The organism is Azospira restricta (assembly GCF_016858125.1).
In the GTDB taxonomy this organism is placed as follows: Bacteria; Pseudomonadota; Gammaproteobacteria; order Burkholderiales; family Rhodocyclaceae; genus Proximibacter; species Proximibacter restrictus.
In genome coordinates this window covers 899,561-926,371 of sequence record NZ_CP064781.1, presented here as the reverse complement: position 1 = coordinate 926,371, position 26,811 = coordinate 899,561, and the positions used below count along the sequence as shown (strand labels likewise).

Annotated in this window: 33 protein-coding genes and 1 pseudogene; 31 read left to right on the top strand and 3 right to left on the bottom strand. The window is 65.6% G+C overall.

Annotated elements, in window-relative coordinates; genetic code table 11:
• The first annotated feature begins 5 nt into the window (after positions 1 to 5).
• The 3 genes from IWH25_RS04460 to IWH25_RS04450 are packed head-to-tail and all read left to right on the top strand — an operon-like array spanning position 6 to position 2,035.
• Positions 6 to 1,289 carry a cation:proton antiporter gene (locus IWH25_RS04460; RefSeq protein WP_203388153.1) on the top strand — a complete coding sequence of 428 codons (1,284 nt, stop codon included), beginning with the start codon at positions 6 to 8 and terminating at the stop codon, positions 1,287 to 1,289.
• A 48-nt stretch (positions 1,290 to 1,337) separates the two neighbouring features.
• The gene (locus tag IWH25_RS04455; protein ID WP_203388152.1) at positions 1,338 to 1,550 is read left to right on the top strand and encodes a hypothetical protein; all 213 of its coding nucleotides are present in this window, start codon (positions 1,338 to 1,340) and stop codon (positions 1,548 to 1,550) included.
• Positions 1,547 to 2,035, top strand: a complete 489-nt coding sequence (locus tag IWH25_RS04450) for a YHS domain-containing protein (protein WP_203388151.1) — start codon at positions 1,547 to 1,549, stop codon at positions 2,033 to 2,035. The genes IWH25_RS04455 and IWH25_RS04450 overlap by 4 nt, the downstream gene beginning before the upstream one ends.
• 268 nt (positions 2,036 to 2,303) lie before the next feature.
• On the opposite strand, the gene IWH25_RS04445 is transcribed toward IWH25_RS04450, so the two are convergent.
• Entirely contained in the window at positions 2,304 to 2,576 is a 273-nt protein-coding gene (locus IWH25_RS04445; RefSeq protein WP_203388150.1) for a cupredoxin domain-containing protein, read from the bottom strand.
• A gap of 174 nt (positions 2,577 to 2,750) precedes the next feature.
• Here IWH25_RS04445 and IWH25_RS04440 point away from each other — a divergent pair, with 174 nt between their 5' ends.
• From IWH25_RS04440 to IWH25_RS04420, 5 genes are all read left to right on the top strand, one after another.
• A complete protein-coding gene (locus tag IWH25_RS04440; protein ID WP_203388149.1) occupies positions 2,751 to 3,143 on the top strand; it encodes a CzcE family metal-binding protein in 393 nt (130 codons plus the stop codon).
• A 112-nt stretch (positions 3,144 to 3,255) separates the two neighbouring features.
• The gene (copK, locus tag IWH25_RS04435) at positions 3,256 to 3,537 is read left to right on the top strand and encodes a periplasmic Cu(I)/Cu(II)-binding protein CopK (protein WP_203388148.1); all 282 of its coding nucleotides are present in this window, start codon (positions 3,256 to 3,258) and stop codon (positions 3,535 to 3,537) included.
• 951 nt (positions 3,538 to 4,488) lie between these two features.
• Positions 4,489 to 5,115: an SCO family protein gene (locus tag IWH25_RS19270; RefSeq protein ID WP_203388147.1), complete on the top strand. Its 627-nt coding sequence runs from the start codon at positions 4,489 to 4,491 to the stop codon at positions 5,113 to 5,115.
• Positions 5,116 to 5,117: 2 nt separating this feature from the next.
• Positions 5,118 to 5,861 (top strand): c-type cytochrome, encoded by a 744-nt coding sequence (locus IWH25_RS04425; protein WP_238999063.1) that lies wholly within the window; start codon positions 5,118 to 5,120, stop codon positions 5,859 to 5,861.
• A complete protein-coding gene (locus tag IWH25_RS04420) occupies positions 5,858 to 6,337 on the top strand; it encodes a TlpA family protein disulfide reductase (RefSeq protein ID WP_238999000.1) in 480 nt (159 codons plus the stop codon). The genes IWH25_RS04425 and IWH25_RS04420 overlap by 4 nt, the downstream gene beginning before the upstream one ends.
• A 6-nt stretch (positions 6,338 to 6,343) precedes the next feature.
• On the opposite strand, the gene IWH25_RS04415 is transcribed toward IWH25_RS04420, so the two are convergent.
• Both IWH25_RS04415 and cadR read right to left on the bottom strand, forming a co-directional pair.
• Entirely contained in the window at positions 6,344 to 6,679 is a 336-nt protein-coding gene (locus tag IWH25_RS04415) for a YnfA family protein (protein ID WP_203388146.1), read from the bottom strand.
• The gene (gene cadR / locus IWH25_RS04410) at positions 6,676 to 7,119 is read right to left on the bottom strand and encodes a Cd(II)/Pb(II)-responsive transcriptional regulator (RefSeq protein ID WP_203388145.1); all 444 of its coding nucleotides are present in this window, start codon (positions 7,117 to 7,119) and stop codon (positions 6,676 to 6,678) included. Before cadR ends, IWH25_RS04415 begins: the two co-directional genes overlap by 4 nt.
• 93 nt (positions 7,120 to 7,212) lie before the next feature.
• On the opposite strand from cadR, the gene IWH25_RS04405 reads away from it, so the two are divergent.
• From IWH25_RS04405 to IWH25_RS04300, 23 genes and pseudogenes are all read left to right on the top strand, one after another.
• Positions 7,213 to 7,836 (top strand): cation efflux transmembrane domain-containing protein, encoded by a 624-nt coding sequence (locus IWH25_RS04405; RefSeq protein WP_203388144.1) that lies wholly within the window; start codon positions 7,213 to 7,215, stop codon positions 7,834 to 7,836.
• A 95-nt stretch (positions 7,837 to 7,931) separates the two neighbouring features.
• A pseudogene (locus IWH25_RS19350) lies at positions 7,932 to 7,976 on the top strand (hypothetical protein); the annotation flags it as partial.
• A 444-nt stretch (positions 7,977 to 8,420) separates the two neighbouring features.
• On the top strand, positions 8,421 to 8,972 hold the full coding sequence (locus IWH25_RS04400) for an STY4534 family ICE replication protein (protein WP_203388143.1): 552 nt from the start codon (positions 8,421 to 8,423) through the stop codon (positions 8,970 to 8,972).
• A 54-nt stretch (positions 8,973 to 9,026) separates the two neighbouring features.
• Positions 9,027 to 9,638 (top strand): DUF3275 family protein, encoded by a 612-nt coding sequence (locus tag IWH25_RS04395; protein ID WP_203388142.1) that lies wholly within the window; start codon positions 9,027 to 9,029, stop codon positions 9,636 to 9,638.
• Between the two features lie 89 nt (positions 9,639 to 9,727).
• Positions 9,728 to 10,093, top strand: a complete 366-nt coding sequence (locus IWH25_RS04390; protein WP_203388141.1) for a hypothetical protein — start codon at positions 9,728 to 9,730, stop codon at positions 10,091 to 10,093.
• Between the two features lie 84 nt (positions 10,094 to 10,177).
• Positions 10,178 to 10,828 (top strand): hypothetical protein, encoded by a 651-nt coding sequence (locus IWH25_RS04385; protein WP_003141029.1) that lies wholly within the window; start codon positions 10,178 to 10,180, stop codon positions 10,826 to 10,828.
• A gap of 65 nt (positions 10,829 to 10,893) precedes the next feature.
• Positions 10,894 to 12,003 (top strand): DUF6094 domain-containing protein, encoded by a 1,110-nt coding sequence (locus IWH25_RS04380; RefSeq protein WP_203388140.1) that lies wholly within the window; start codon positions 10,894 to 10,896, stop codon positions 12,001 to 12,003.
• 100 nt (positions 12,004 to 12,103) lie between these two features.
• A complete protein-coding gene (locus tag IWH25_RS04375; protein ID WP_203388139.1) occupies positions 12,104 to 12,409 on the top strand; it encodes a hypothetical protein in 306 nt (101 codons plus the stop codon).
• Between the two features lie 99 nt (positions 12,410 to 12,508).
• Positions 12,509 to 14,779, top strand: a complete 2,271-nt coding sequence (locus IWH25_RS04370; RefSeq protein WP_203388138.1) for a helicase-related protein — start codon at positions 12,509 to 12,511, stop codon at positions 14,777 to 14,779.
• Positions 14,780 to 15,095: 316 nt separating this feature from the next.
• Positions 15,096 to 16,040, top strand: a complete 945-nt coding sequence (locus IWH25_RS04365; protein ID WP_203388137.1) for a chromate resistance protein ChrB domain-containing protein — start codon at positions 15,096 to 15,098, stop codon at positions 16,038 to 16,040.
• A complete protein-coding gene (gene chrA, locus IWH25_RS04360; protein WP_203388136.1) occupies positions 16,037 to 17,383 on the top strand; it encodes a chromate efflux transporter in 1,347 nt (448 codons plus the stop codon). The genes IWH25_RS04365 and chrA overlap by 4 nt, the downstream gene beginning before the upstream one ends.
• Positions 17,384 to 17,396: 13 nt before the next feature.
• Positions 17,397 to 17,996, top strand: coding sequence for a superoxide dismutase (locus IWH25_RS04355; protein ID WP_203388135.1), 600 nt, complete (start codon positions 17,397 to 17,399; stop codon positions 17,994 to 17,996).
• Positions 17,993 to 18,448, top strand: a complete 456-nt coding sequence (locus IWH25_RS04350; protein WP_203388134.1) for a chromate resistance protein ChrB domain-containing protein — start codon at positions 17,993 to 17,995, stop codon at positions 18,446 to 18,448. The genes IWH25_RS04355 and IWH25_RS04350 overlap by 4 nt, the downstream gene beginning before the upstream one ends.
• Complete coding sequence (locus IWH25_RS04345; protein WP_238998999.1) at positions 18,448 to 18,684, top strand: hypothetical protein; 237 nt, start codon at positions 18,448 to 18,450, stop codon at positions 18,682 to 18,684. The genes IWH25_RS04350 and IWH25_RS04345 overlap by 1 nt, the downstream gene beginning before the upstream one ends.
• Positions 18,685 to 18,792: 108 nt before the next feature.
• Complete coding sequence (locus IWH25_RS04340) at positions 18,793 to 19,476, top strand: response regulator transcription factor (RefSeq protein WP_203388133.1); 684 nt, start codon at positions 18,793 to 18,795, stop codon at positions 19,474 to 19,476.
• 234 nt (positions 19,477 to 19,710) lie between these two features.
• Complete coding sequence (locus IWH25_RS04335; RefSeq protein WP_203388132.1) at positions 19,711 to 21,426, top strand: ammonia-forming cytochrome c nitrite reductase subunit c552; 1,716 nt, start codon at positions 19,711 to 19,713, stop codon at positions 21,424 to 21,426.
• Positions 21,427 to 21,480: 54 nt separating this feature from the next.
• On the top strand, positions 21,481 to 22,941 hold the full coding sequence (locus IWH25_RS04330; RefSeq protein WP_203388131.1) for a sensor histidine kinase: 1,461 nt from the start codon (positions 21,481 to 21,483) through the stop codon (positions 22,939 to 22,941).
• A 172-nt stretch (positions 22,942 to 23,113) separates the two neighbouring features.
• Positions 23,114 to 23,356 (top strand): hypothetical protein, encoded by a 243-nt coding sequence (locus IWH25_RS04325; RefSeq protein ID WP_238998998.1) that lies wholly within the window; start codon positions 23,114 to 23,116, stop codon positions 23,354 to 23,356.
• Positions 23,357 to 23,746: 390 nt separating this feature from the next.
• Entirely contained in the window at positions 23,747 to 24,301 is a 555-nt protein-coding gene (gene pilL2, locus IWH25_RS04320; RefSeq protein ID WP_203388130.1) for a PFGI-1 class ICE element type IV pilus protein PilL2, read from the top strand.
• Positions 24,298 to 24,945, top strand: coding sequence for a hypothetical protein (locus IWH25_RS04315; RefSeq protein WP_203388129.1), 648 nt, complete (start codon positions 24,298 to 24,300; stop codon positions 24,943 to 24,945). The genes pilL2 and IWH25_RS04315 overlap by 4 nt, the downstream gene beginning before the upstream one ends.
• A 9-nt stretch (positions 24,946 to 24,954) precedes the next feature.
• Entirely contained in the window at positions 24,955 to 25,674 is a 720-nt protein-coding gene (locus tag IWH25_RS04310) for a TIGR03759 family integrating conjugative element protein (RefSeq protein ID WP_203388128.1), read from the top strand.
• Complete coding sequence (locus IWH25_RS04305) at positions 25,659 to 26,279, top strand: lysozyme family protein (protein ID WP_203388127.1); 621 nt, start codon at positions 25,659 to 25,661, stop codon at positions 26,277 to 26,279. The genes IWH25_RS04310 and IWH25_RS04305 overlap by 16 nt, the downstream gene beginning before the upstream one ends.
• A complete protein-coding gene (locus IWH25_RS04300; RefSeq protein WP_203388126.1) occupies positions 26,276 to 26,809 on the top strand; it encodes an integrating conjugative element protein in 534 nt (177 codons plus the stop codon). The genes IWH25_RS04305 and IWH25_RS04300 overlap by 4 nt, the downstream gene beginning before the upstream one ends.
• The last annotated feature ends 2 nt before the right edge of the window (positions 26,810 to 26,811 follow it).

Below are 26,811 nucleotides of genomic sequence, written 5' to 3'. Positions count from 1 at the left end.
GAGTGGTGGAACTCCACGAATTCTTCCTCGCGCTCGCCATGGTGCTGCTCGGTGCCCGACTGCTGGCAGAAACCGCGAGCCGGCTAGGTATTCCCGCAGTCATCGGCGAATTGACGGCCGGATTGATCCTGGGGCCGTCGCTGCTGGGTTGGGTCTCTCCGAGCACTCCCCTGGAGATCCTGGCTGAAATCGGCATCATCCTGCTGCTGTTCGAGGTGGGCATGAATACCGATGTGTACCGGCTCGCCCGTGCCGGCGCGAAGCCGGTGCTCGTCGCCCTCACGGGATTTGCACTCCCCTTTGCACTCGGAGCGAGCGTCAGCCGATACGGCTATGAGCTGCCGCTCATGGCTAGTCTGTTCATAGGCGGCACCCTCACCGCGACCAGCATCGGCATCACGGTGCGGGTACTGACGGACCTGCGGCGGCGCTCATCGGACGAGGCGCAGATCATCATCGGTGCGGCGGTGCTGGACGACATCCTGGGCGTGCTCGCGCTGGCCTTCCTGTACCAGTTCGCGGTCATCGGGGAGATCACGCCGACTTCGGTCGGCCAGGTGAGCCTGTACATTTTCCTGTTTGTCGTGCTCGCCCCGGTGACAGCCAAGCTGGTCGCCTGCGTAATCGATCGCTACGACCGCAGGAGCGCGTCGCCCGGCTTGCTCGTGACCATGGTGGTGAGCCTGATCATGTTGTTCAGCTACCTGGCACATCTGGTCGGGGCGCCACTGATCCTGGGCGGATTCGCCACCGGCATTGCCATGGGGCATCGCTTTCGGCTGCACGTGGCACACCGCCTGCGCGTCCCGTTCTCCGCTACCCTCAACCGTGCCCTGGACGCCGCACCGGACCTCTCCGAACGCCTGGAGCACCAGTTCCGCCCTCTTATTCACGTGTTTACGCCAGTTTTCTTCGTCATGGTTGGCGTGTCGTTGGACTTGCGCGCAGTCGACTGGGGTTCCACGTTCGTGTGGAAACTAGCGTTGGCCCTGCTTCTGATCGCGATCGCCGGCAAGGGCCTTGCCGGCTACTGCATCCGGGAGAGCCGGTTGCGCCAAGCGGTGATCGGGCTCGCCATGGTGCCACGCGGCGAGGTCGGCCTCATCTTCACGCAAGTGGGCCTGGCCAATGGTCTCCTCAACACCGAAGCGTATGCGGCCCTGCTGATCGTGATCGCACTTACCACCGCGCTTCCGCCCTTAGCTCTGAAGGCGATCTACGCAAGATGGCGCCCCGAGGCGACGCCGGACGGTGACGGTAGCGGGCAAATGCTCCGTGAGAGGCCATGATGCGTCCGGTTGCGGCTGATGCCCAACACCATGAAGGAGAGAACTGAAATGGAGGACGCACCGCCCCCGGGCGAGCAAGCGGCGAGTCGAATGAACTCCGACGGCCTGGAGGCGTATCGAAGATGGCGCGATGAGACGCCTGGAGCCATGCTTGCCGCGGTGTTCGCGCTGATGAACGTGCACTGCACGATCGCGGATCAGACTCACCGAGAGGCTATCGTCGGCGGTGCCGACAACCGTGTGTTTGGGAGACTACATTGAAAGATAAGGAACCGATCAAGGACGTGGTGTGCGGAATGTGGGTGGATCCCACCAGCTTCGGCGCCGAGTATCTGGGCAGGCATTTCGCTTTCTGTACGGCGCAGTGCCGCGAGCGCTTCCTCGCCAACCCGCACCTGTATGTCGGTCTGCCCGGCCGCCCGGCTCCGAAACAGAGCGGACAGACGGTGCTCAAGCGCCGGCGCTTCGTGCTCGACACGGCCCTCGACGCGTATCAGGCCGATTCCGTGCGGGCACGAGTGGGCGCGTTGATGGGGATCGAGGCTGTGGAGGTGCGCGGTGCGGAGATCGTCGTGACGTATGATCTGTTGCAGGCGACCGCGGCCCAAATCGAGGCCGCTTTCGCGGATGCCGGTGCGCGGCTCGGCAGTGGGTGGGCCGAGCGCCTGCGCCGCGGCTTCGTGCACTACACGGAAGAGTGCGAAATTGGCCAGCTGCAGGTCGGTCCGCCTTCTGGGTGCCATTGACCGCACATCCGGCGGTGTCGCGCGTCGCGGTGATCGTGGCGAAAGACCATATCGAACACGGGTGCCCCGGGTGCCCCGGGGGCATCGGTGCGTCGGACAGGCGGCCGTCGAAGTTCGTCCTGCCGGCAGGCGCGAATGGGGTCAGGCGACAGCAAATGCGGCCCGCGAGGGCCGCATGGGTAAGGGATTCATGGATACGATCACTCGGTTGCGGTCACGTTGGCGAGCATGCCGACTTTCATGTGACCCGGGATGAGGCAGGCAAGGTCTACCGTGCCGCTTGTGCGAACTTCCACACGATTCCGCAGCGCTGCCTTTGTTTGAGCGTGAGCATGTTCGATTCCGCGTGCTCCGTGAACTCGGTTATCCAGCCGATCACCTTTTCATGTGGCACTTTGCCGAGGTTCTTCGCGAACAACCAGACGGTCTCGCCAGTCTTGACGGTCGTGTGGTCAGGAATGAAGTGCATGGAGTCGTCCACGGTCACTTCGATGGTGCGCGTGACCTCAACCGGATCGCCTGCCATGCCGACCGCGCTCACCGATGCCCTACCAGGCATTCTTCAGCATGTCCTGCCCGATCATGCCGTCCTGATGACAGAAAACTAACACCGAAGTAATTTCCGGGACATCATGCAGTAAGCGGCTCCCCTTTAGCATGTGCTCATGGTCGCTCGAAGGCAGCGCATGATTCTGATACTGCAAGGGGAAACACCATGAAGAGCACATTGACCCGCGCCATTGTTGCAACAGCGCTGATTTCAGCTGCTTCCGGCGCATTCGCGCATGAGGATTATTCCGAAGGCGGCGCAACGCACTGGCTTGAGCACGTCCAAGCTTCGCCCAGCCAGCCCACTGAGCGACAACTTGCGCCATACGGCTATGCGGCAACCGGGGCTCCGGAACGCACGGTGGTAATCGACAGCAACAGTCGCTATCTCAATGTCGTACAGCTTGAGACTGTCGCCATCCGGATGGGGGGCAAGACCGTCAATTGGACTTTTGACGCGTTCCCGGGGCGCAGTTTCCCCCTGTCGAAAATCATTCCCGGCGTCGATGACGTGACCGTATATGTCGAGGTAAACCCGATGTGGCTGGGGGGCCGTTGATCGCCGGCAACGAAAGATCGGCGCACAAGGGGAGTTCGAATTAACTCGAGTTGTGCGCCGCGCCGTACCTGTTCAAATTCACTACCGCAACAAAACCTGCAAGGGGAAAATCATGCTGACAAAACTCGTTACCACCGCTGCCTCCATCCTGATTGCCACATCGGCCTTCGCTGTCGACCAAGGCAATGTCGTCAAATCGTACGAACTGAAGGATGGTTCCACGGTGTATGTGTTCAAAGACGGCAAAATGGCCATGGAAAACAAAGTGGGTCAGGTTGTTCCGATGAAGGAGGGGCACATGATGGAAGCGAAGGACGGCCAAAAGATCATGATGAAGGGTAACGAAATCTGGCGCCTCGATAGCGCGCTTCATCGGGATCATCGCGGAAATTAAATCCGAGTAGCCGCCGGGTGGCGGCTATCGATTGGCCCGCGCGCCGAAAGGCTACGCGGGCCAATTTGATTTTACGGGTACTGCAACGGACGACGCATTGCCGAGAGGAATCAGTTTGACAGGATCAATGCCCCAGCTTGTGCCACTTCCCCGGGCTGATTTCGACGACGGGTGTTCTGACACAATAATAATCACATTCAACGATCCAGCGCCTGCGCAGGACGAGGGCGCAATATCGGAAATTCACTGCATCGTCGGGGCAAGCTGCGGCAGCGGCAAGAAGGCGGCAGATACATCGTTCGCCATGTGCCTGCCTCGGTTGATGGGCCACGATAGTTCTGGCCAAGGTACTACTTCATGTCCCGCTGGTGATTGTGTCGCTTGACCGGACTTGCTCCCCTCTCCTCGGCCTTCGCCTCGGGGTGGCCGGACACGGCTCGTTCGGCGGGTGTACCGAGTTTCTCTGTCATGTGACTGTGCCGTGGCGTCCCTTGAGCCGGAGTTGTCGGCGTAGTCGTGGCCGCATTGGCTGGCTGCTGGGTCGTTGCGGTTTCAGGTGCCGCGCTAGCGCCGAAGGACAAAGCGAGGGCGGTGCAGAAGGTGCTGATGGCGAATGCAGTCCTGGGTTTCATCATGGTCTCCAACGGTGATTGGCGAGTCGGCACTGGCTGTTACGCGCGGTCGCTCGCTGACGTTGGCAGTGTGCGCCACAGCGGCTGTCCAGTGAATGACGTTTGGATTACCGTAATGTAATCATGAGAGGGCGCTTGATGCATAGCGGTGAGAACACGATTCTCAACCCGCATTCAGCCCGCCTGAACCTCGCTGCCCGCCTGAACTTCGCTGCGTCTCATCGCGACCAAGCGTACCGGCGGCTGGTCGATAGGGGACGTCAGTCCGGTCGCTCCCGATCACGGACGTCCGTCGCGCCGTCCCTCCAACATCGCGATAATGTCCCGGCCCGCCAAGGCTCGTGCAAGTCACAGCACCTCATGGCCATCCTCATCAAGCAGGTCGCGCTTTTGCGCCGACAGCCGGGTCGAGCGCCATGCCTGCGTCTTCTGCGACGACTTCGCGCTGATCACGGAAGGCCAGAACGTGCCGCCCGAGCTGAACGCGGAGTGCCCCAGCCACGGCATCGCCCGAAACCTCGTCTACGTCGTCATGGCCGAAGAAGCCGGTCAGCCGCTGCACGTCGGCCCCGACGCCTGCCCCACCACGCTGGCGAAGATGGCGCGGGTGGTCGCGTTGCTCGGGGACGACGGCACGCGCGTCCAGGGCCTCTTCGTGACGCTCGATCCGGCCCGCGACACGGCCGAGACCTTCGCGCACTTCGTGCCGGCGTTTCACCCGACCTTCATCGGCCTGCGGGGGAGCGAGGCGGAGGTCGCGCGCGCGTCGCAGGACTTCAAGCTCTTCTTCGCACGCCAAGTGCCGGACGTGACCGGTTTCTATACCGTGGACCACCAGGCGGGGATCTTCGCCTTCGATCCGCAGGGGCTGCTGCGGCTGTACTTCAATGGGGATGCCGCGCCGGAAGCGATCGCCCACGACCTCAGGCTGCTGTTGCAATCGTGACGATGTCCCGCTTGCCACGCCTTTGGTCCGAGCGCCAGCCGGCGGCAAGCGGCGGCGCCCGGCACCGAGCAAGGAGAACCCGAATGAGAATTTGCCGTCTTCTTGGGGCGTTCGCCGCCCTCTGCATCCCGCCGATCGCCTTCGCTTCCGGCAACCCGGATCGCGGCGCGCAGGCCTTTCGCGCCTGCGCCGGATGCCATTCGCTCGTCGGCGGCGACCATCGCACCGGCCTCAGCCTCGCCGCCGTCTACGGCCGCCGGGCAGGCACGGCCGAAGGCTTTCACCGCTATTCCGACGCCTTGCGCAAGTCGACGGCGGTGTGGAACGAGCAGACCCTGGACTGGCTGCGCGACCCGGTCGCCTTCATCCCGGGCAACGCGTTGGCGTACCAAGGCCTGCCCGACGCAACGATGCGAAGCGACCTCGTCGCCTACCTGCGAGCCGTTTCCGAGGGCAAGGCGGCGGCCCTCAAGACGCCCGCGCTGCCGGACCTCAAGACCGTCGAAGCCGGCCAGCGGGTGAAGGCGATCGGCCATTGCGGCGACACCTACCGGGTCACGCTGGGCAACGGCGCGCGCTACCCCTTCTGGGAATTCAACCTTCGCTTCAAGACCGACTCGTCCGCGCATGGCCCGCGCAAGGGCGAGCCGGTCATCGTCGGCGCCGGCATGGGCGGCGACCGCGCCCAGGTGGTGTTCGCGGCACCCGAAGAGATCTCGGTCTTCATCCGGAACGAATGCCCATGACGGCGAGGAACCCGTTTCGTCTTTCGATGAAACCCGTGTGGGCGCTCGCCGTGCCCGCCGGCGTTGCCGCCGTGATGGCGGCGGGCTACTACGGTTACGGGCGCGCTGCGGCGGGCGACGGGGCGGGCGACGGCGGTGGCGGTTCGCGGCCGCTGCCCGAGATCCGCTTTCAGGACGGGAGCGGGAAGCCGCGCGCAATGGCCGATTTTCGCGGTCGGGTGGTGCTGCTCAACCTGTGGGCCACTTGGTGCGTGCCCTGCCGCAAGGAGAATCCGTCCCTCGACCGCCTTCAGGCCCGGCTCGGGGGGCCGGCCTGGATGGGCCGTTCGGAGTTTGTGCCGTTTGCGGACATTCGAACATGCGATGAGCGCTCTTTGCATGTGGGTCAGCAACGGCGCGGGTTTCGTGAGTCGAGTACGAATCGGGAACCTCTCGGGCGGTGGCGACGCCATGACGCGCATCCGCAAGTCGCCTAACTCCGTTCAGATGCTCCTTGGCTGCAGCGCGATGATCGCCATGCCGACCAAGGCCACGCCCGCGCCGATCGCGTCCCAGCGCGTCGGCGCGACGCCATCCACTGCCCAAAGCCAGCCCAGCGCCATGGCGACATAGACGCCGCCGTAGGCCGCATAGGTGCGCCCTGCGGCGAACGGATGCAAGGTCAGCAACCAGGCGAAGAGGGCGAGCGAGACCGCGGCGGGCAAGAGCAGCCACAGCGGACGCCCCTGCTTCAACACGAGCCACGGCAGGTAGCAGCCCAGGATCTCCGCGACCGCGGTGATCGCGAACAGGACGGCGGTCTTGAGCAGCGGCATCATCGTGCTTCCCCGCGGTTGGCGGCATGGCACGCGCAGGCCTCACCGTGAGCGGCCGCCACCAACTCGTGCAGGATGCCGCAGTCGGCGGCCACGTGTCCGATCTTGCAGCGCGCACGCAGCGCTGCGAGCTGTTTCTCCAGGGCGTGCAGCGAGTTCAGCCGTGCCCGCACGCGGGCCAGATGGTCGTCGATCAACCGGTTGATGTCGCCGCAGTCAGCCTCCGGGTGGGTGACGAAATCGAGCAGGCGCCCGATCTCGGCCAGCGGCATGTCGAGCGCGCGGCAATGACGGATGAAGGTCAGGCGCTCGCCATGGTGCTCGCCGTAATCCCGGTAGCCGTTCGACAGCCGGGGCGGTGTCGGCAGCAAACCCGTCTTTTCGTAGTAGCGGATCGTCTCGACGTCCACGCCAGTCGTTTGAGCGATTTCACCGATGCGCATGCGTGTCTCCTGTCAGACCGGTCATTGTAGATGCTTTACCCTGGAGCGACTCCATGGTTTGCAATGGCGGCATCGAGTTGTGAAGGAGGGATCATGTCCGCTTGCTGCGCCGGAGAGTGTTCGTCGGCAAAGGCCGTCGCCAGTCCGCGTTTCCGCAAGGCGCTGTGGGTGGCGCTCGCCATCAATGCCCTGATGTTCCTGGACGAAATCGTCGGCGGGCTGCACCCCGGTTCAATGTCCCTGCTCGCGGACGCGGTCGATTTTGCCGGAGACGCCGCCAACTACGGGTTGTCGCTGGCGGTACTGTCCCTAGGCCTTTTGTGGCGCGCCTGCGCCGCCCTCATCAAAGGGTTGACCATGGGCGCCGACGGCTTCTTCGTGCTGGGTAAGACGGGCTGGGCGGCGATGTCCGGCATCCCGCCCGAACCCGTCACAATGGGAGCGATTGCTCTGCTTGCCTTGATCGCCAATGTCAGCGTCGCCGCGATGCTCTACGGTTATCGCGAGGGGGACGCCAACCTGCGCTCGGTCTGGCTGTGCAGCCGCAACGACGCCATCGTCAATGTGGCGGTGGGGCTGGCGGCGCTCGGCGTCCTGCGCACCGGTACGGCCTGGCCGGATCTGCTGGTGGCGGTGGTGGTCGCAGCGCTGGCACTCTCAGCGGGGTGGAGCGTCGTGCGGCAGGCGCGTGGAGAAATCGCGGCCCAGGCGCAATAGGTCACGCCCGCATGAAGCCCGTTCCAGAGCGGCAGCGGTGATTCCGGGTTCCACGCTGACCTGCCCGGCCCTGGGGGCACACCAAGACCGAGCGGATGCCGACGGATGCCTGCAAATGGTTCAATGAGTGCGAGGCTTGTCACGCACTCCTGTGCCCGAAGCCCGCCGACTGCTGCGTCTTCTGCTCCTACGGGACGTCTAGATGGGTGGGATCCAGACTACGCAGGATTCAGAATGCGATAGTCGCCGTACGCGTCATTGGCGCATCGTCACCGAGGCCCCATCAATGCGGGCATTGGCGAATGCCGATATCCGCTCGGCCGGTCGATTCCCTCGTGCCACGCTCCCGCCATGTTTCGCTGACTCCCGTCAGCAACATGCCCAGGCAGCCACGATCTTCAAGGCTGCGAAGCGGTTCCGACCGCGTTGATCGAACGAGTTCGCACCGGCATCCATGCGCGAACGGCCATCGGTTCTCGATGGCGATGCCACCAAGCTGTTCCATCAACCCACGCGGGGGTTCCACACCTTCCCCGCCTTGGGTCGGGTGTGTCTCCGCCTCATTTTTCCCCAGGAGATTCACCATGACTACTTCCACCGAAAAATCCTACTTCGATCTGCACATCACTGGCCTCGGGTATCTCAATCGCATCCGCGAAGTGAAGCCCAAGAAAGGCGATGCGTTCCTGGCTTGCGACATCGCAGCTCTGAACGGCCCCAGCGATGACGTCTCGTACGTGCGTTTCGACACGCGTGTATCGGGTTCGGAGGCGCAGCACCTCGTGCGCCGCTGCATTCAGGCGGTCGACGCCGAGAAGAAAGTGATGATTGGCTTCCGTCTGGGCGACCTGTGGACCGACACCTTCACCTATTCCAAGGGGAAGCGTACTGGCGAGCAGGGAGTGAGCCTCAAGGCCCGCCTGCTGTTCGTCAGTTGGATCAAGGTCGACGGCAAGCTCGTCTACAAGGCCGAACCCAAGCCGACCGAGACCGACGAGCGCAACCCGGAAGTCCCTGTGACGTCCGACGCGCCCGCTGCGCAGCAAGCCTCGGCACCGGAGCCTTCCAAGCCCGTCGCCGATGCTGCCGACGACGCAGCCGATGCCCCCGCATTGGCCGTTGCCGAGTCGTTCTGATCCGCAAGGCCCCATCCCCGGGGCCTTGTCTTCTCTTCGTCCCAGGAGACCTTCATGATCACCATCCCCGGCCAACTGGCCATCAAGACCATCCACGGCAGGAACGGCGACTTCAACGTCGGCCGCCTGGCGACCTCGATCGGCGAGTTCGTCGTGAAGAACGCCGAACTCGATCAGTACCGCGAGGGCAAGTACGACGGTGATTTCGTCATCGTCGAGATTCGCCCCTCCACGTACAACGCCAACGGCCGCATGGTCATCGAGATCCGCGCCCATCTGGGCGGGATGGCGCTGTCCAACATCGACGCCCTGAGCCGCGATGAAGCCCGCCGGCTGAGTCCGCAGGAAGTCGATCCGATCGACGAGGAAGCGCAGGCGCCCGCGCCGGCATCGCCCCCGGCCAAGCCGAAGGCGAAGCCGCGCAGTCCGCGCGATCCCCTGGTCGATACCACGCCGTTCGGCAGCGAACCGGCTCCCGTGTCCGCTGCGGCCTCGGCCGAGGCAGACGACGCGGCGCTGTTCGGTGCCTTGTGGCCCCTGGGCGAGACCGTGAAGCTCGATGCGACCGTGGATCGTCGTGTGCTGCGTCAGCAGCGCGACCGTCTCGACAAGCTGGGCTACGAGTTCGCTCCGTTGTCCCAGGACTGGCACCTCCAAGCTGCCTGATCCATCCGCCGCCTTGCGCGGCATTCCGCCACCCGCCGGGGTTCTCCCCCGACGGGGAGGGCTCCGGCCTTTTCTTCAAGGAGACCCTCATGGGCTGGACCTTCGTTCGTCAGACGCGCGATCAGTTGATCCGCGAGCTGCTCGCTCCGCAGGCGTCCGAACGCGCTTGCTGCGAAGTCATCGACCACACGCTGGACGGCGACGTTCTGTGGACCGTGGTTCGCGTCACCGCCAGGCAGGCGGGCGTCATGGGCCTCGCGGCCGGTGAGTCCGTCTGCTACATCGGCTGCCATCTGCTGGAAAGCTCGGGCGGCGATTGGGGCTACAAGTCCCTCGATGAGTCCGTGCATCCGTACTACTACTCGTGCCCGCTGCACTATCTCGACATGGCGCCGGTGCAAAGCTCCGAGTGGCGCGAGCGGGTTCACCGCTTCCACGCGGGGCGCGCTGTCTAGCGGTACGCATCTTCCTTCACCCAACCGGGGCGAGCATGGCCCCGCGGGCTGTGGTTGCTCCTTCATCTCCAAGAGGACATCACCATGCCTGCACCTTCTTCCGCGAAACCGCTGTACCGCATCGACGAATGCCCCGACCTCATGGCCGACGGTTGCGTCGGTGACGAGCAGGGCAATCTGGTCTTTCTCTCGATCTGGGCGCGCGACACCGCCGTTCAGGAGTTCCTCGCCCGCCTGACCCTCGGCCGGGATGAACAGGGACTGGATCAGTTCCACGTCATCACCGAGCAGGGCGCATCCATCCCGGTCTTCGTCGGCAACGTCGAGAACCTGGAAAAGCGCATCACCCGCGCCTATCGGCGAACGCTGTTCGGTTCGCTGACGAATGTGTGGCTGTTCGATCGTCGCTGCGTGAAGCCAGACAAGGCCAACGCTAGCGCGCTGGCGCTTCTGCCCAGGGATTCCGCTCACCGGCTCGACCGGCTGTGGACGCTGGTGCAGGACACCTGCCCGCTGCCACTGCTCGACCACTGGCGCGACACCGTGCTGGAGCTGTTGCAGACACGACGGATGCTGACCGGTCTTCCCTTGGCCCTCGGGCCGCTGGAAGGCCATCGGCTGGCCCTCGATGTCCCGGCGCTGACGAAGGCGCTGGGCGAGCTGATCCGCAACGGCACCCTCGGCGCCACGCAGTACGAACTGGCCGCGAACGCACCGCTTCGGCGTGTGGCGTGAGCCATCCCAACGCGCATGCGCGCCGCGCGTGCCCGCCTTCCCTCATACATCACCAGGAGAAATCCATGGCACTCATGTTTCCGCGCCTGGCGCGCAATTTCATTCGTAACGGCTACTTCCCCACCGACGAACCGACGCTGGAGCGGGCCTTGTCTGCACTGGCGCCGTCTCCCGGCTCCATGTCCATCCTCGATCCCTGCGCCGGCGAAGGCGTGGCGATCGCCGAAGCCGCCCACGCCCTCGGGCGCGAACAGGTCCAGGCCTTCGCCGTCGAGTACGACGCCGAGCGTGCCCGCCACGCACGGCAACTGGTCGATCGCTGCATCCACGGTGACCTGATGGACACGCTGATCTCGCGCCAGTCATTCGGGCTGCTGTGGCTGAACCCGCCGTATGGCGACCTGAGCAAGGACGTGAACGGCAACATCGGCTATCAGGGCCAGGGCCGTGCGCGGCTGGAAAAGCTGTTCTATCAGCGTGCGCTGCCGCTGCTGCAGTACGGCGGCGTGCTGATCTTCATCGTGCCGTCCTACGTGCTCGACGCCGAGCTGGTCGGATGGCTGACGCGCCACTTCGCCGACCTGCGTATCTACCGTGCGGTGGAAACGCAGTTCAAGCAGGTAGTGATCTTCGGTCGCCGGGTTCGTCAACGCGACCAGGCATCGGATTCGGTCAAGGCCACCCGCGGTCTGCTGCTGCAGATCGGACAGGGCGACGCCGAAGCCGAGGAGCTGCCGCTCGAATGGCCGTTCGTGCCGTACACCGTCCCTGCCAGCCCGGCCGAGCCGGAGCACTTCTATCGCGTGACGATGGAGCCCGAGCAGTTCGCCGATGAAGTCGGCCGGCTGCAAGGACTCTGGCCGGCGCTCGATACCCACCTGGGCGCCGCGCAGCAATCGCTGCGTCCGCCCGCGCGGGCCTTGTCGCACTGGCATCTCGCCCTGGCCTTGGCCGCAGGCGCGATCTCCGGCGTAGTGAAGTCCAAGAGCGGGCGCGTGCTCGTCGTCAAAGGTGATACCCACAAGGAGAAGACCCTCCAGACGGAATACACCGAACGCGACGACGGCTCCGTGGCCGAGACGCGCATCCTCACCGACAAGTTCGTGCCGGTCATTCGTGCATGGGATTTGACGCTGGGCTCGCCCACGTGGGGCGAAGTGCTGACCATCCGTTGACGCTATTCCCTGACGGTTCGCCGTCGCTTTCATCCACCCACCGGGGTCACGTTGCCCCGATGGGGTGCCGTGGCCCCTTCTTCCAGAAGGAGAAACCACCATGGCACTCGCAGTCCTCAACCTCGCGTCACAAGCACGCTTTTCGCCCGGGCAGGTGGTCATGACCGCCGGCGTCGACGAGTTGGTCCGACAGGGCCGGCTCAACCCCACGCCGTACCTGCGCCGCCATCTTCATGGCGACTGGGGCGAACTGAGCGACGACGATCGGCGATTGAACGACGCCGCGCTGAAATCCGGCGAGGATCGTCTGTTCTCGTCCTACCAGGTCACGCCCGGCCTGAAGCTCTGGATCATCACCGAATGGGATCGCAGCGTCACCACGCTGCTGTTGCCCAGCGAGTACTGATCCTTCTCGAAGGCCGCGCACCGTTCCTTCCTTCCCACCTCGGGGCATGTCATCGCCCCACAGGGGAGGCGCATGCCCCATATTCTTTGGAGCATCACCATGTCCCTCGATCTCGAAACTGTCCCCGAAACCGCTGCACAGGGCGACCTGCTCGAAGCGGCCGCTTCCCCTCTCACCCTCAGCCTGCAGGACTTCGTCACCGAGTTCGGCGACGAACTGCTCGAATCGCTCAACCGCGCCAACCCGCCGGTCTACACCGGCCAACCGCGGGCTCATCGGCAGATCGTCCTCGCAAGCCTCAAGCGCAAGCTGTTCCAGGCGCAGGCCGATGTGGTCCATGCGGTCACCGAGCTGCTGGTCGACCGCGGCGAGCGTGCCGCGATCATCAACGGCGAGATGGGCTGCGGCAAGACGACGGTGGGTATTGCCACCGCCGCCGTGCTCAATGCCGAAGGCTACCGCCGTACCTTGGTTCTGTCTCCGCCGCACCTGGTCTACAAGTGGCGGCGCGAAATCCAGGAGACGGTGGCCGGAGCCAAGGTCTGGGTGCTCAATGGCCCGGACACGCTGGTCAAGCTGCTGAAACTGCGCGAGCAGTTGGGCGTGCCGGCGCAGGGCCAGGAGTTCTTCGTCCTGGGCCGCGTGCGGATGCGGATGGGGTTCCACTGGAAGCCTGTCTTCACTCGCCGGCGCACGCCCCACGGCGACGTGGGAGCGTGCCCGGACTGCGGCCACACCATCACCGACCTCGACGGCGAGCCGATCAACCCGGTCGAACTCGAAGCCGAAGAGAGCCGCCGCAAGTGCAGCCATTGCGCCGCACCGCTGTGGACGCTGATTCGCCCCAGGGGCTTGTCCGCCAGTGACCAGTCCTCGACCGTACTCAAGGCGCTGAAGCGTATTCCAACCATTGGCGAAGTGACCGCGCAGAAGCTGATGCAGAAGTTCGGCGACGCCTTCCTCGCGTCGATGCTCGGGGACAACATCCACGAGTTCATCAACCTGATGGATGGCAACGGCGAGCTGGTCTTCTCGGACCGGCAAGCCCATCGCATGGAACGCGCGATGGCCAACATGGAGTTCGGCTTCGGCGAGGGCGGCTACCAGCCGTCCGAGTTCATCAAGAGGCAGCTTCCCCAAGGCACGTTCGACCTGCTCATCGCCGACGAGGCACACGAGTACAAGAACGGCGGCTCCGCACAGGGCCAGGCCATGGGAGTGTTGGCGGCCAAGGCGCGCAAGACGCTGCTGCTCACCGGCACACTGATGGGCGGTTACGGCGACGACCTGTTCCACCTGCTGTTCCGAGCCCTGCCGGGGCGGATGATCGAAGACGGCTACCGGCCGACGAAGAGCGGCAGCATGACCTCGGCCGCGATGGCGTTCATGCGCGATCACGGCGTGCTCAAGGACATCTATTCCGAGAGCACGGGCACGGCGCACAAGACGGCCAAGGGCACCAAGGTATCGGTGCGCACGGTCAAGGCGCCGGGCTTCGGTCCGAAGGGCGTGCTGCGTTGCGTCCTGCCGTTCACGGTCTTCCTCAAGTTGAAGGACATCGGTGGCAATGTGCTGCCGCCCTACGACGAGGAATTCCGCGAAGTCGCGATGGACACGGCGCAAGCCGCGGCCTACCGTGATCTGGCGGGTCGGCTGACCCAGGAGCTGAAGCAGGCCCTGGCGAAGCGCGACACGACGCTGCTCGGTGTGGTTCTCAACGTGCTGCTGGCCTGGCCGGACTGCTGCTTCCGGTCGGAAACGGTGGTGCATCCGCGCACTCGCAACACCTTGGCGTTCGTTCCGGCTCAGTTCAACGAGCTGGAGGTGATGCCCAAGGAACGCGAGCTGATCGAGATCTGCCGGCAGGAGAAGGCAGAAGGTCGCAAGACCCTGGTCTATTCGGTCTACACCGGCACGCGCGACACCACATCGCGTTTGAAGGTGCTGCTGGAGCAGGAAGGCTTCAAGGTGGCGGTACTGCGCGCGAGCGTGGATGCCTCCCGCCGCGAAGACTGGATCGCCGAGCAGTTGGACCGTGGCATCGACGTGCTCATCACCAATCCCGAGTTGGTGAAAACCGGCCTCGACCTGTTGGAGTTCCCGACCATCGTGTTCCTCCAGTCCGGCTACAACGTGTATTCGCTGCAGCAGGCCGCCCGGCGCTCATGGCGCATCGGCCAGAAACAGCCGGTGCGCGTGATCTACCTGGGCTACGCCAACTCCTCGCAGATGACCTGCCTGGGGCTGATGGCAAAGAAGATCATGGTGTCGCAGAGCACCTCTGGCGACGTGCCCGAATCCGGGCTCGATGTCCTGAACCAGGACGGCGACTCGGTGGAAGTGGCGCTGGCTCGGCAGTTGGTGCATTGAGATTGTTTCCCCTCTTGATCGGCCCCTTCGGGGGCCGAATTCTTGTCTTCGGTCGTTGCTGCAGCCGCTATTTCAGGGGAGCGTTTCAGAAAACAAAAAAACGCGGCCGTAGTAGTGCCGGTCAATGCCCGTATCGGTCATCACCAGCTTCCCCAAGCGTTTCTTGATAAGCCGGTCGGCGCATCGGCGGGTGACATGCGATTTGGGATCAGATCGGACGGACTCGCTACGCAACTTCTCGGATCTAGTTTTATCTATAACATATAGTAAGATATATAACTCATCGCCCACCCCTTGGCGATAAAGGAGTCCGTGCTTGAGCTTTCTCGCGCTGTTCATCAGTCTGCCCACCAAGGCATCGACCGGCCGCATGCGCGTCTGGCGCTCCGTCAAGGCGTTGGGCTGCGCGACGCTGCGTGACGGGGTCTATCTGCTGCCCGACTCGGCCGACAGCGCCGCGACGCTGGACGAAGTGGCGGCGCAGGCGGTGGAGGCCGGGGGCAGCGGCGAGGTGTATCGCCTGTCGGAGTGTGACGAAGCCCAGCAGGCCGCGCTGCGCGCCCTGTTCGACCGCGGCGAGGAGTACGCCGGCATCGCCGAGGAGATCAAGGAGCTCGGACGGAGCCTGGCATCCCTGGCTGGCGCAGCCGCCGCGCGCAAGCTCCAGCCGCTCGTGCGCCGCTTCGAGCAGGTGACGCGCATCGACTTCTTCCCCGGCGAGGCGCAGCGGCAGACCTTGAGCCTGCTGGACGACCTGCGCGACGCGATCACCCGCCGCATGTCTCCCGACGAGCCGACCGCCCGGCAGGCGGATATTCCGCGGCTGGACCGCGCCGACTATCAGGGCCGAACCTGGGCCACGCGGGCGCGTCCGTGGGTGGACCGACTCGCTTCGGCATGGCTGATCCGGCGGTTCATCGACCCGAGCGCTCGCATCGTCTGGCTGGCGAGTCCCGCCGACTGCCGCAATGACTGGCTCGGCTTCGATTTCGACGGCGCCGCCTTCAGCCATGTGGGCACCAAGGTCACCTTCGAGACGCTGCTAGCGAGTTTCGGATTTGATTCCGCCCCTGCACTGGTACGCCTGGGCGAGCTCGTGCATTGCCTGGATGTGGGAGGGCTCCCGGTCGCTGAAGCGTTGGGCATCGAATCGCTGCTCGCCGGCCTGCGGGCATCCGAACCCGAAGACGACGTGCTGCTTGCCCGCGCGTGTGAAGTCTTTGACTGGCTACTCAAGAGTTACGAGGACAAAACAACGTGAACGCCCCGACCCCGTCGCAGTTGCGACCCGCCCACCCCTCGTTCCGGGAAGCCTTCTTCTACTGGCTCAAGCTCGGTTTCATCAGCTTCGGCGGTCCCGCCGGACAGATCGCCGTCATGCACCAGGAACTGGTGGAGAAGCGCCGCTGGATTTCCGAGCACCGCTTCCTGCATGCGCTCAATTACTGCATGCTGCTGCCCGGCCCCGAGGCGCAGCAACTCGCCATCTACATCGGCTGGCTGTTGCACCGCACCTGGGGCGGCATCGTCGCCGGCGTCCTGTTCGTGCTGCCTTCTCTCTTCATCCTCGCGGCGCTCACCTACGTCTACCTGGCCTTTGGCGACGTCACCTTCGTGCAGGGGGTGTTCAACGGCATCAAGCCAGCGGTGGTGGCCATCGTGGTGTTCGCCGCCTGGCGCATCGGGTCGCGGGCCTTGAAGAACAAGGTGCTGTGGACGCTGGCGGCTCTGTCCTTTATCGCGATCTTCGTCTTCCGCGTGCCCTTTCCCTACATTGTCGTCGCGGCCGGCATCCTGGGCTTCATCGGCGGCAAAGTGATGCCCGACAAGTTCAGGGTGGGCGGTGGCCACGGCGCTGCGGACAAGAACTATGGCCCCGCCCTGATCGACGACGACACTCCCCCCCTCGCCCATACGCGCTTTCGCTGGTCCTATCTCATCACCCTCCTGGTGGTGGCACTGGCGCTCTGGGCTGCGGCCATGGCCTTGCTGGGCAACCCGGTGTTGCAGGACATGGGAGAGTTCTTCACCAAGGCGGCACTCGTCACCTTCGGTGGCGCCTATGCGGTGCTGCCCTATGTCTATCAGGGCGGTGTCGAACACTATCAGTGGCTGACCGGCACGCAGATGATCGACGGCCTGGCGTTGGGTGAGACCACGCCGGGGCCGCTGATCATGGTGGTGTCCTTCGTCGGCTTCGTGGGCGCCTGGACCAAGGCGATCTTCGGGCTTGATGCCTTGCTGCTGGCAGGGTTCGCGGGAGCGTCGGTGGCGACCTTCTTCACCTTCCTGCCCAGCTTCGTCTTCATCCTGGCCGGTGCGCCGCTGGTGGAATCCACCCACGGCGACATCAAGTTCACCGCGCCGCTCACCGGCATCACCGCCGCCGTGGTGGGCGTGGTGCTCAACCTGGCGTTGTTCTTCGGCTGGCACGTGATCTTCCCGAGGGCGACTGAAGCCGCGCCGTTCTCGGGTGGCTTCGAATGGTTCTACGCCCTGATCTCGGTGGCGGCCTTCATTGCCCTGTGGAAGTACAAGCAGGACATCATGAAAGTGATCGGCGCCTGCGCCGCCATCGGCCTCGTCCACACCTACATCGTTTGAGGAGGTGTCCACCATGCCTTACGAACCGAAACCTCTTGCCTTCGACCCTTCCCGTCTCGATGGCCTGTCCGAGAAACTTATCGTCAGCCACTGGGAAAACAACTACGGTGGCGCGGTCAAGCGCCTGAACGCCATCGAGCAGCGCCTGGCCGAATTGACCTGGGCCAGCGCCCCGGTGTTCGAGATCAACGGCCTCAAGCGCGAGGAGATGATCGCCAGCGGCTCGATGATCCTGCATGAGGTGTACTTCGATTCCCTCGGCGGCACGTGGGGCGACCCCGACGGGGCGCTGAAGGCGGCCATCGAGCGGGACTTCGGCTCCGTGGACGCCTGGCGCGCCGAGTTCACCGCCCTGGGCAAGGCCCAGGGCGGTGGCTCCGGCTGGACCCTGTTGGTATGGAGCCAGCGCCGCGGGCGTCTCGTGAACGCCTGGGCCGCCGACCACGCCCACAACCTGGCCGGCGCCACGCCGCTCGTCGCCCTCGACATGTACGAGCACAGCTACCACATGGACTTCGGTGCCAAGGCCGCAGCCTATGTGGACGCCTTCATGCAGAACCTGTCCTGGACGGCGGCCGAGGCTGCGTATGCCAAGGTGGAGGGCGGAGCATGAAATGGGTCACCCGCGAACGCCCCAAGATCGACCGTATCGCCTGCCCCTGGCTGGTAACGCGCTTCATCGACGAGGCCCCCGAGTTCCTCTACGTGCCGGCTGGCGACGTCCTGAAGGTCGCCGCCGACTCCGGCGCGATCCCCTATGACGTGCCGGATGTCGAGCTCGGCCACCACGGCGACCGATGCAGCTTCGATGCCTTCATCGCCAAGTTCAAACTCGACGATCCGGCCTTGAACAAGCTGGCGCTGATCGTGCGGGCCGCCGACTGCGCCCAGCCGCAACTGGCGAAGGAAGCGGCAGGCCTTCTCGCCATCTCGAAAGGGCTGTCGCTCAACTTCGCCGACGACCATGAGATGCTTCGGCACGGCATGGTGATCTACGACGCGCTCTACGCCTGGTGCGCCGACACGCCGCTGAAGAAGGTCGCGCGGCTGCTCGGCCTGAAGTGATGCTGCTGCCCGCCGGCCTTGCGCCCGAGGCGTGCCTGCTGCTGATCGGCCGGGCCCTGCGGGCCTTCACCGCCGTGCCGAGGAGCCTCGCGGCCGCGGCCAGCCCCGCCATCGGCGGTGCGTTGTTTGCCGCAGGTTGGCTCGCTGCGCCACTGGTGGCCTGCGGCGCGCTGAAGATCGCCTATGACGTCGCTCTCTGGCGCGCCTTCCGACGTCACGGGGAGACGGCGTCATGAGGCCGTTCCGCGCCGCGCCCGCCCCTGAAGCAAAAGACAGAAACACTTCCGTAGTCCCAGTGCCGACGGGTGCATAGAATGACGCCATCCGTCCGGAACGGTGCCGTCATGCGCATCCTGATCATCGAAGACCAGCTGAAAGTCGCCCAGTCCGTCCAGCACGGGCTGGAAGCCGAGCGCTTCGATGTGACGGTGGCGGCCACGGGGGAGGAAGGCCACTTCCTGGTCTCGTCGCAGGTGTTCGACCTGCTCGTGCTCGATCTCATGCTGCCCGGCTGCGACGGCCTGGAAATCCTGCGCGCCTTGCGCAACCGGGGGCTTTCCACGCCGGTGATCATCCTCTCGGCCCGGGATACGGTGGAGGACCGCATCCGCGGCCTCGACCTCGGCGCGGACGATTACCTGATCAAGCCCTTTGCCTTCGGGGAACTGCTGGCCCGGATCCGGGCGCTGCTACGGCGCGGCCGGGGGCAGGATGTGCTGCACCTTGTCGTCGCCGACCTCGAGATAGACCGGGTCGCCCGTCGGGTCACGCGCGCCGCCATGCCCATCGAGCTGACCGCCCGTGAGTACGAGCTTCTCGAATACCTGGCGCTGCATCAGGGCCGAGTCGTTTCCCGCGAGATGCTGGCGCGCGACGTGTGGCACGAGGTGCAACGCGCCACGCCACTGGACAACGTCATCGACGTGCATATCGCGCGGCTGCGCAGGAAGATCGACCATGACCGTGATCAGCCGCTCATCCATACCTTGCGGGGTGTCGGTTTCGTTCTCGGCGACGCGGCTCCCTGATGGCCGTCGACGGGCAATTGCGAATCCTGAAAAAAACTTCAGAAAGCGCCAGCGGAACTTCTCGTAACATGTCCCACGTACTTGGTGCAACGCCGCGCCGACCACTTGCTGAACACCGGCAGTTCGCGTCGATTCGTGCGGTATGCATCGACGCGACGGCTTCGTTTCACTTAAGTGGGAGGAATAAAAATGATTTCGGCAGGCAACGCACGGAGGTTTGCGCGAAGCGTCCTGATGGGCGTCGCTCTCATTTCGTTCTCGTTCGCCGTTCAGGCGGCCGGCAAGGAAACGGTCAAGCGCACCCCCATCGAAACCCTATCCATCGCCGGCCAGACCGGCCGCATCGAATCCGGGCAGAAGTTCTTCGGCGACGCGCAATACGCCGGCAGCGACAGCTGCAAGTCCTGTCACGAGATGCAGCATGCCGAGTGGCGGGAAACCTGGCACGCCAAGATGGAGCGCTGGCCCAGCCCCGACATCATCGTCGGCGATTTCAACGATCGGGTCATCACCTACAAGGACGTCAAGGTCAAGACCAAGGACGGCAAGGAAGAGAAGCTGACCTTCCAGGTGAAGACCCACCGCCAGTCGGACAAGTTCTTCTTCACCGTACTGGACAAGGACAATCCCGCCAATGACCAGACCTTCGAGATCGCCAAGGTGCTGGGCGGGAAATGGGACCAGCACTACGAAATCAAGATCGGCGAGAACTACCTGCCCGCTCCCATTCGCTGGTCGGTGGCGGCCAAGGACTGGCTGATCTCGTCCTATCGCCCCTATGAATGGGTGACGCCGGACGGCTCCCCCGACGGCCGCCCCTTGAAGTTGGAGGAGTTGCCGAAAGGCCGCTTCGCCGAGGGGAAATGCTCCGGCTGCCATACCACCGGCTTCGAGTTCTACAAGGACGACGTCGCCGGCCATTGGAAGGCGAAAGAGAACGGCAAAGGCGAGATCGGCATCGCCTGCGAGCGCTGCCACGGCCCCGCCAGCAAGCACGTGGGGGAGGCGGAGACGGCGAAGGCGGCCGGCAAGCCCCTCGATCCGGCGGCCACCACCATCGTGCATCCGCTCAAGGACCTGAGCCCCATGCAGCAAACCCAGGTCTGCGCCCAGTGCCACGGCCGCAATACCAACAAGAAGATTTCGGACATTTCCTTCCAGCAGGGTTTCCTGCCGGGTGATGTGGACATGACCAGTCGCTCGCGCTTCTGGAGCTATTCCGGCACGTCCAATCCGGACGAGTACAAGTACTTTTGGCCCAACGACTGGGCCAAGCGCAACCGCCAGCAGTTTCAGGACTTCAGCAAGAGTGCCCATGCCAACAAGGCCGGCATGAGTTGCCTGACCTGCCATACCTTCCATGGCAAGGCCGAGGGGGCGCAGCTGCGGCAAAAACCCGAGGAGCTGTGCACCACTTGCCACTCCGGTTCTGGCTACGCCAAGCGCAACAACAGTGAGATGTTCGCCGGCAGCCCGATGCACAAGGCGGGTGTGCAATGCGTGGACTGTCACATGCCGAGGAACGGCTACCGGTCCGACAAGACGGCCTCGGGGCCGCATCAGTGGGATGTTTCGTCCCACACCTTCATGGTGGCCACACCGGCGATGGAAAAGACGCAGGGCATCCGCAGCAGTTGCGCCTCATGCCACGAGGGGCAGGGCAAGAAGATGGCCAGTGGCGTACAGGCGCCGGCCTTCGACACGAACACCCTGGACATCATTCTCAAGCAGAAGCAGTCCATGGTCCGCGCCGAAATCGATGAGGTCGAGAAGCTGCTGGCGAAGGCGCCGGTCAGCGAGCCGGCGTCCATGAAGCTGGCGGAGGAAGCGCGCGCCAAGCTCAACTTCGTTCTCCTGGACGGCAGCTTCGGCGTCCACAACCAGGAGAAGGCCATGGCCTATGTCGCCGAAGCCAGGAAACTGGCGGAGAAAGCGGTGACGGGCGAGTAACCACCGGTCGCGGCGCGAAGGCCGATGGCCTTCGCGCCGCGACCCTATCCCCCTATGCTTTGGAAGAACCCTGTCGATGTGTGGCGCACCCTGGGGATCCGCACGCGCCTAGCGGTGGGCTACGCCGCTACCCTGAGTCTCCTACTTTTCGTTTATGCCGTATTCGTCTATGCGGCCGCATACGAACGCCTCAGTATCGAGGTCGACCACCGCCTCGACCAGGAAGTGGAGATCGCCGAGCGCTCCCTGTTCGTCGATGCTTCCCACAGGCTCATTTGGCGCCCCTCCGCCGCCAGTCCGGACTTCCAGACGCTGCCCAACATGCTCTGGATCGACGTGCACCGCGCCGATGCCAGCCTGCTGCACCGCTCCCTCGGCGGCTATGCCCGCGGCCGCCCCGTCGAGCCCCTGGCCTTCGAACCCCGGCCGTCGGGCTTCTTCTCGGACACGCTGGCTGACGGAACCCATCTCCGGATCCTCCAGCGCACGGTGGAGGTGGACGGCGAGCACGCCATCGTGCGTGTCGCCTATGACGAGGAACAGATCCGGCGGGATCTGGCCGCGTTCCTGCTGGTGCTGGCCATCGGCATCCCGCTCGCCGTGCTCGCCGCCGGCCTCACGGGCTACTGGCTGGCGGGGCGGGCGCTGGTGCCGGTGGCCAGAATGACCGCGGAAGCCCGCGCGATCACGGCGGAGCATCTGGATGTCCGTCTCCCGGTGCCCGCCGCCGCCGACGATCTGCAGCGGCTCGCCACCACATTCAACGACCTGTTTGCCCGGCTCGAGCGGTCGTTCGAGCAGTTGCGCCGCTTCACCGCCGATGCCTCCCACGAGTTGCGCACGCCGCTCACCGTCATCCGCAGCGTCGGCGAGGTGGGCCTGCGCGAGCCCCATTCCGAGACGGAATACCGCGACATCATCGGCACCATGCTGGAGGAGGTGGACCGACTCACCTTGCTCACCACGCTGCTGCTCGAGATCACCCGCGCCGAGGGCGGTCGCGTGGCGATGACGCGCGAGCCCATCGACCTGCGCGAGTTGGTGGAGGACGCCGCCGGCCTGCTCGGCGTGCTGGCGGAGGAAGGCCGGGTGCGCATGGAACGCGATCTGCCCGCCGCGCCGGTTCCGGTCCGCGGCGACTGGACCATGCTGCGCCAGGCGCTGGTCAATTTGCTCGACAATGCCATCAAGCACAGCCCGCCGGACGCGGTGGTTGCGATCACCTGCCGCTGGCGGCCAGACGCCGCCGAGATCGGCGTGGCCGATCAGGGGCCCGGCATTCCCGCACAGGAATTGCCGCACATCTTCGAGCGCTTCCATCGCGTCGATGCCGCCCGCAGCCGGACGCCTGGGGACCGGCGCGGCGGCTTCGGCCTGGGCCTGGCCATTGCCCGACAGGCAGTGGAGGCCCATGGCGGACGCATCGAGGTCGAGAGCGAGCCAGGGCGGGGCAGCCGCTTCCGCATCGTGCTGCCGCCGGGTAAGCCGCCCAATCCTCAAAGGGTCACCGCTTAATACCGCTGTTCCTCGTAGTCCATCGCGGTGGCTGTGCTATCCGGGAGCAACGGAATTTCTGGCAACGGCAAGTGATTAGTCTCCCGGCAGCGGGGCCTTTCGCGTCCAAGCGGAACGACATGGAGTTGTGAGCGACTGTGTCCAGGTTTGCCGCGATGGGGAGATCTCCCTGATGGACGTGCCGACGCGCTCGGCCTTCGTCATGGCGGAGGTGACGCCGGCCGAGCGCGCAGCGGCTGCAAGCTTCACCGCCGTGCCCAGGAGCCTCACGACCGCGGCGAGCCCGGCCATCGGCGGTGCGTTGTTTGCCGCCGGTTGGCTGGCTGTGCCATTGGTAGCCGGCGGCGTGCTGAAGATTGTCTATGACGTCGCGCTCTGGCGCGCCTTCCGGCGGTACGGGAAGACGGCGTCATGAGGCCGCTCCGCGCCGCGCCAGCCCCTGAAGCAGAGGACAGGAACACTTCCGCAGTCCCGGTGCGGACGGGTGCATGGAATGAAGGCATCCGTCCGGAACGATGTCGTCATGCGCATCCTGCTCATCGAAGACCAGCTGCCGTGTCGGAGCACCTAGTCACCGGAGCAACTTCGCCGGTTCATCGGGCGGATCGAACGGGTGCGGCTGCACTTGCCGGACCAGGCGGCGTCTTCAACGGCTAACCCGAGCGCCATCGCCACCGGCGAAATGACGGGCCCGAACCCGCCCTGACTTCCCTCGGAAATGGGGCGCCGCGCGTTTCGGATTTTCGGCATCCCGCGCAGCACGCTTCTGCAATGGTGAAGGCATCCCGTCACCGTGGGGTGCCACATGCTGCCGTCTCTGTCTCGTTTCCTCTGCATCTTCGCCGTGCTCAGCGGCCTGCTGTCCGGTTGCACGACGACACCGGCCACCCCTGACCATATAGAAGCGCCGCCCGACGAGATAGCTTCGGTGCTGGACCAGGGGCTGGTTCCGGTTGCCCGCTACGGACGCTACACCCTGGTCGAGCTGGTGCCGGAACCTGCGCAGCGCGATCTCTTGCAGCAGGCGATGGAGGTCTCGATTCCGCCCATGCTCGATGCCAGCGTGGGCGATGCCATGCGCCACGTGTTGCTGCGCTCCGGCTATCGGCTCTGCGATGCGGCCGAGGCCGCCACGCTCTACGCGCTGCCGCTGCCCGCCGCACACCTGCGCCTGGGCCCGCTGATGCTGCGCGATGCCTTGCTGACCCTTGCCGGCCCCGCCTGGGAGCTGTCGGTCGATGACTTGACCCGCCAGGTCTGCTTCAGCCGGCACGGTGCTCCCACCTTCCTTCCCGCTAACCCGCCCGGCACCACCACGCCCGTGCAGGACGCCGACCGGCCCGAGGAGATGCAGCCATGACCTTTCCCCAAGCGCCATCCGAGCGCAATTCCCGCACGCGCTGGCTCAAGATCGCCGCGGCCTTCTGGCTGCTGCTCATCAGTGCCGTGGCACTCATCAACAGCGTCGGCCTGTCGCGGCTCGCCGAGCAGACCCAGGGCAGCGCGCAGGATACGCAGGTCAATGCGCTGGGCCTGCGCGTGGCCGATCTCGAACAACGTGCCGATGCAGACAAGCGCCGGCCGGCGCCGATCAGCCAGGCCGAATTCGCCACCGCGCGGCAGGCGCTGGACGAACGGATGACGCGCCTCGAAGAGGCCGACAAGACGAGGGCCCTGGCCATCGACCTACAGACGCTGCAGGCGCGCGTGAACGGAATCGAAACCCGCCTGGAGAAGACCAGGCAGGTGGCATCCGCCGCTCGCCCGCGCGCTCCGGTTGCGACGAAGCCCAAGGTGCCGGAGCCGCCGTTCCGGGTGCTCGGCGTGGAACTGCGGGGAGGCGAGCGCTTTCTGTCGATCACCTCCACCGCCGCGGCCTCGCTCGCGGGCGCCCGGCTGCTGCGCGAGGGCGATGCCGAGGGCGGCTGGCAACTGCAATCCATCGAGGCGCAGGCGGGCGTGTTCCAGGTGAACGGCCAGACGCAGCGCATCGCGGTGCCGTAGGAGGTCGCCATGATCTTGCGGTCGTCGCTCGCTGCCGTCGTCCTGTTCGCCGCTTTCGGCGCATCCGCCCAGCCGGCCCCGGTGACGAACTCGCGCATAGTGCCCGCCCAGGTGCAGCCGGGCGCCGATGCCGCGCTCGACGAGAGGCAGGCACGGGAATGGGGGCTTCGCTCCGAGGAGTGGGCGCGTTACCGGCAACTGATGCAGGGGCCGCTCGGGGTCTATTCGCCCCAGCTCGATCCGCTCACGGCGCTGGGCATCGAGGCCCGCAGCGAGGAGGAGCGGAGGCGCTACGCGGAGTTGCAGGTGCAGGCCGAGGCCCGGCGCGTCGGCAAGACGCTGGCCTACCAGCGGGCCTACGACGCGGCGTGGCAGCGCCTGTTTCCCGGCCAGCCGCGCGTGAGCCTGCCCGGCGCCAAGGCGCAGGGTGCCGGCAACACCGGCTCCGGGCGCCTGGCGGTCTTCGTCAAGGCCGACTGCGCACCGTGCGCGCAGCGCGTGCAGCAGTTGCAGGCGGCCGGCACGGCCTTCGACCTCTACATGGTCGGCAGCCGTCAGGACGACGCGCGCATCCGGCAGTGGGCCACCCAGGCGGGCATCGACCCGGCCAGGGTGCGCGCCCGCACCATCACGCTCAACCACGATGCGGGGCGCTGGCTGTCGCTGGGCCTGCCCGGCGATCTGCCGGCCGTGGTGCGCGAGGTGAACGGCCAGTGGCAGCGGCAATAGGTGCTCCGGGACGGGAGCGTCGGCCGTCCCGCGTCGCCATCCGCTGCGCCAGCGCCGCGCTGCTGCTCGCCACCGGCGGCTGGACGTTGGCCGCCCTGGCGCGGGAAGTGCCGCCGCCGGCCTATCGACTGGCGGCGCATCGTGCAGACGTGCCGGCGGCGGTGCTGTACGCGGTGGCCTTGCAGGAGAGCGGCGCCATGCTGCGCGGGCGCCTGATCCCCTGGCCGTGGACGCTCAACGTCGCCGGCACGCCGCAGCGCTACGCCACCCGCGCCGAGGCCTGCGCGGGGTTGCGCCGGGCGCTCGCCCGCACGCCGGCCAATCGCATCGACGCCGGCCTCGGCCAAGTCAATCTCGGCTACCACACGCATCGCTACACGCAGCCCTGCGAGTTGCTGGACCCGTACCGCAACCTCGCCATCGCTGCGGAAATCCTGCACGAACAGCACACGCCGGGAGAGGACTGGCTGCTTGCCATCGGCCGCTACCACCGGCCCGCCGGCGGGGCACCCGCGGCGCGCTACCGGCGCAGTGTGCATCGGCACCTGATCCGCGTGCTCGCCCCCGGCGTTTCCGTTCCAACCCTCCAGGCCACCACGCCATGAACCACATCGTCCTCATCGCCGCCATCGGGCTGCTGTCCACGACCAGCGTCTTCGCCCAGACCGCCTCCGCGCCGTTGATCGTCGTCGAAGACCGTGGCGGCGACTCCGCGCTGCCGTACTACCGGCCGCTGAATCCCCAGCCGGATCAGGCCACACCGCCGGCCCCGATGCCAGCCCCTCGCGTGGGCAACGCGGCCGACGCCGAAGCCGCCATGCTGCCGGTGCGCTCGACGCAACTGTCGCCGGGCGAGGTGCAGCGCCGCGTCATCCGGGCGCCGGGCCTGACGGCGCTGTTCCTGATCGGCGACGACGAGCGTTCGCGTGCTTGGCTGCGGCGGCGGCAGGCGGCGCTGCGGGAGCTGCAGGCCGTGGGGCTGGTGGTCAACGTGGAGTCGATGGCCGCGCTGACGGCGCTGCGCAGTCTGGCTCCCGGCCTGACCCTCTCGCCGGCCTCCGGCGACGACCTGGCCCAGCGCCTGGACCTGCGCCACTACCCGGTGCTCATCACGTCCACCGGCGTCGAGCAGTAGGT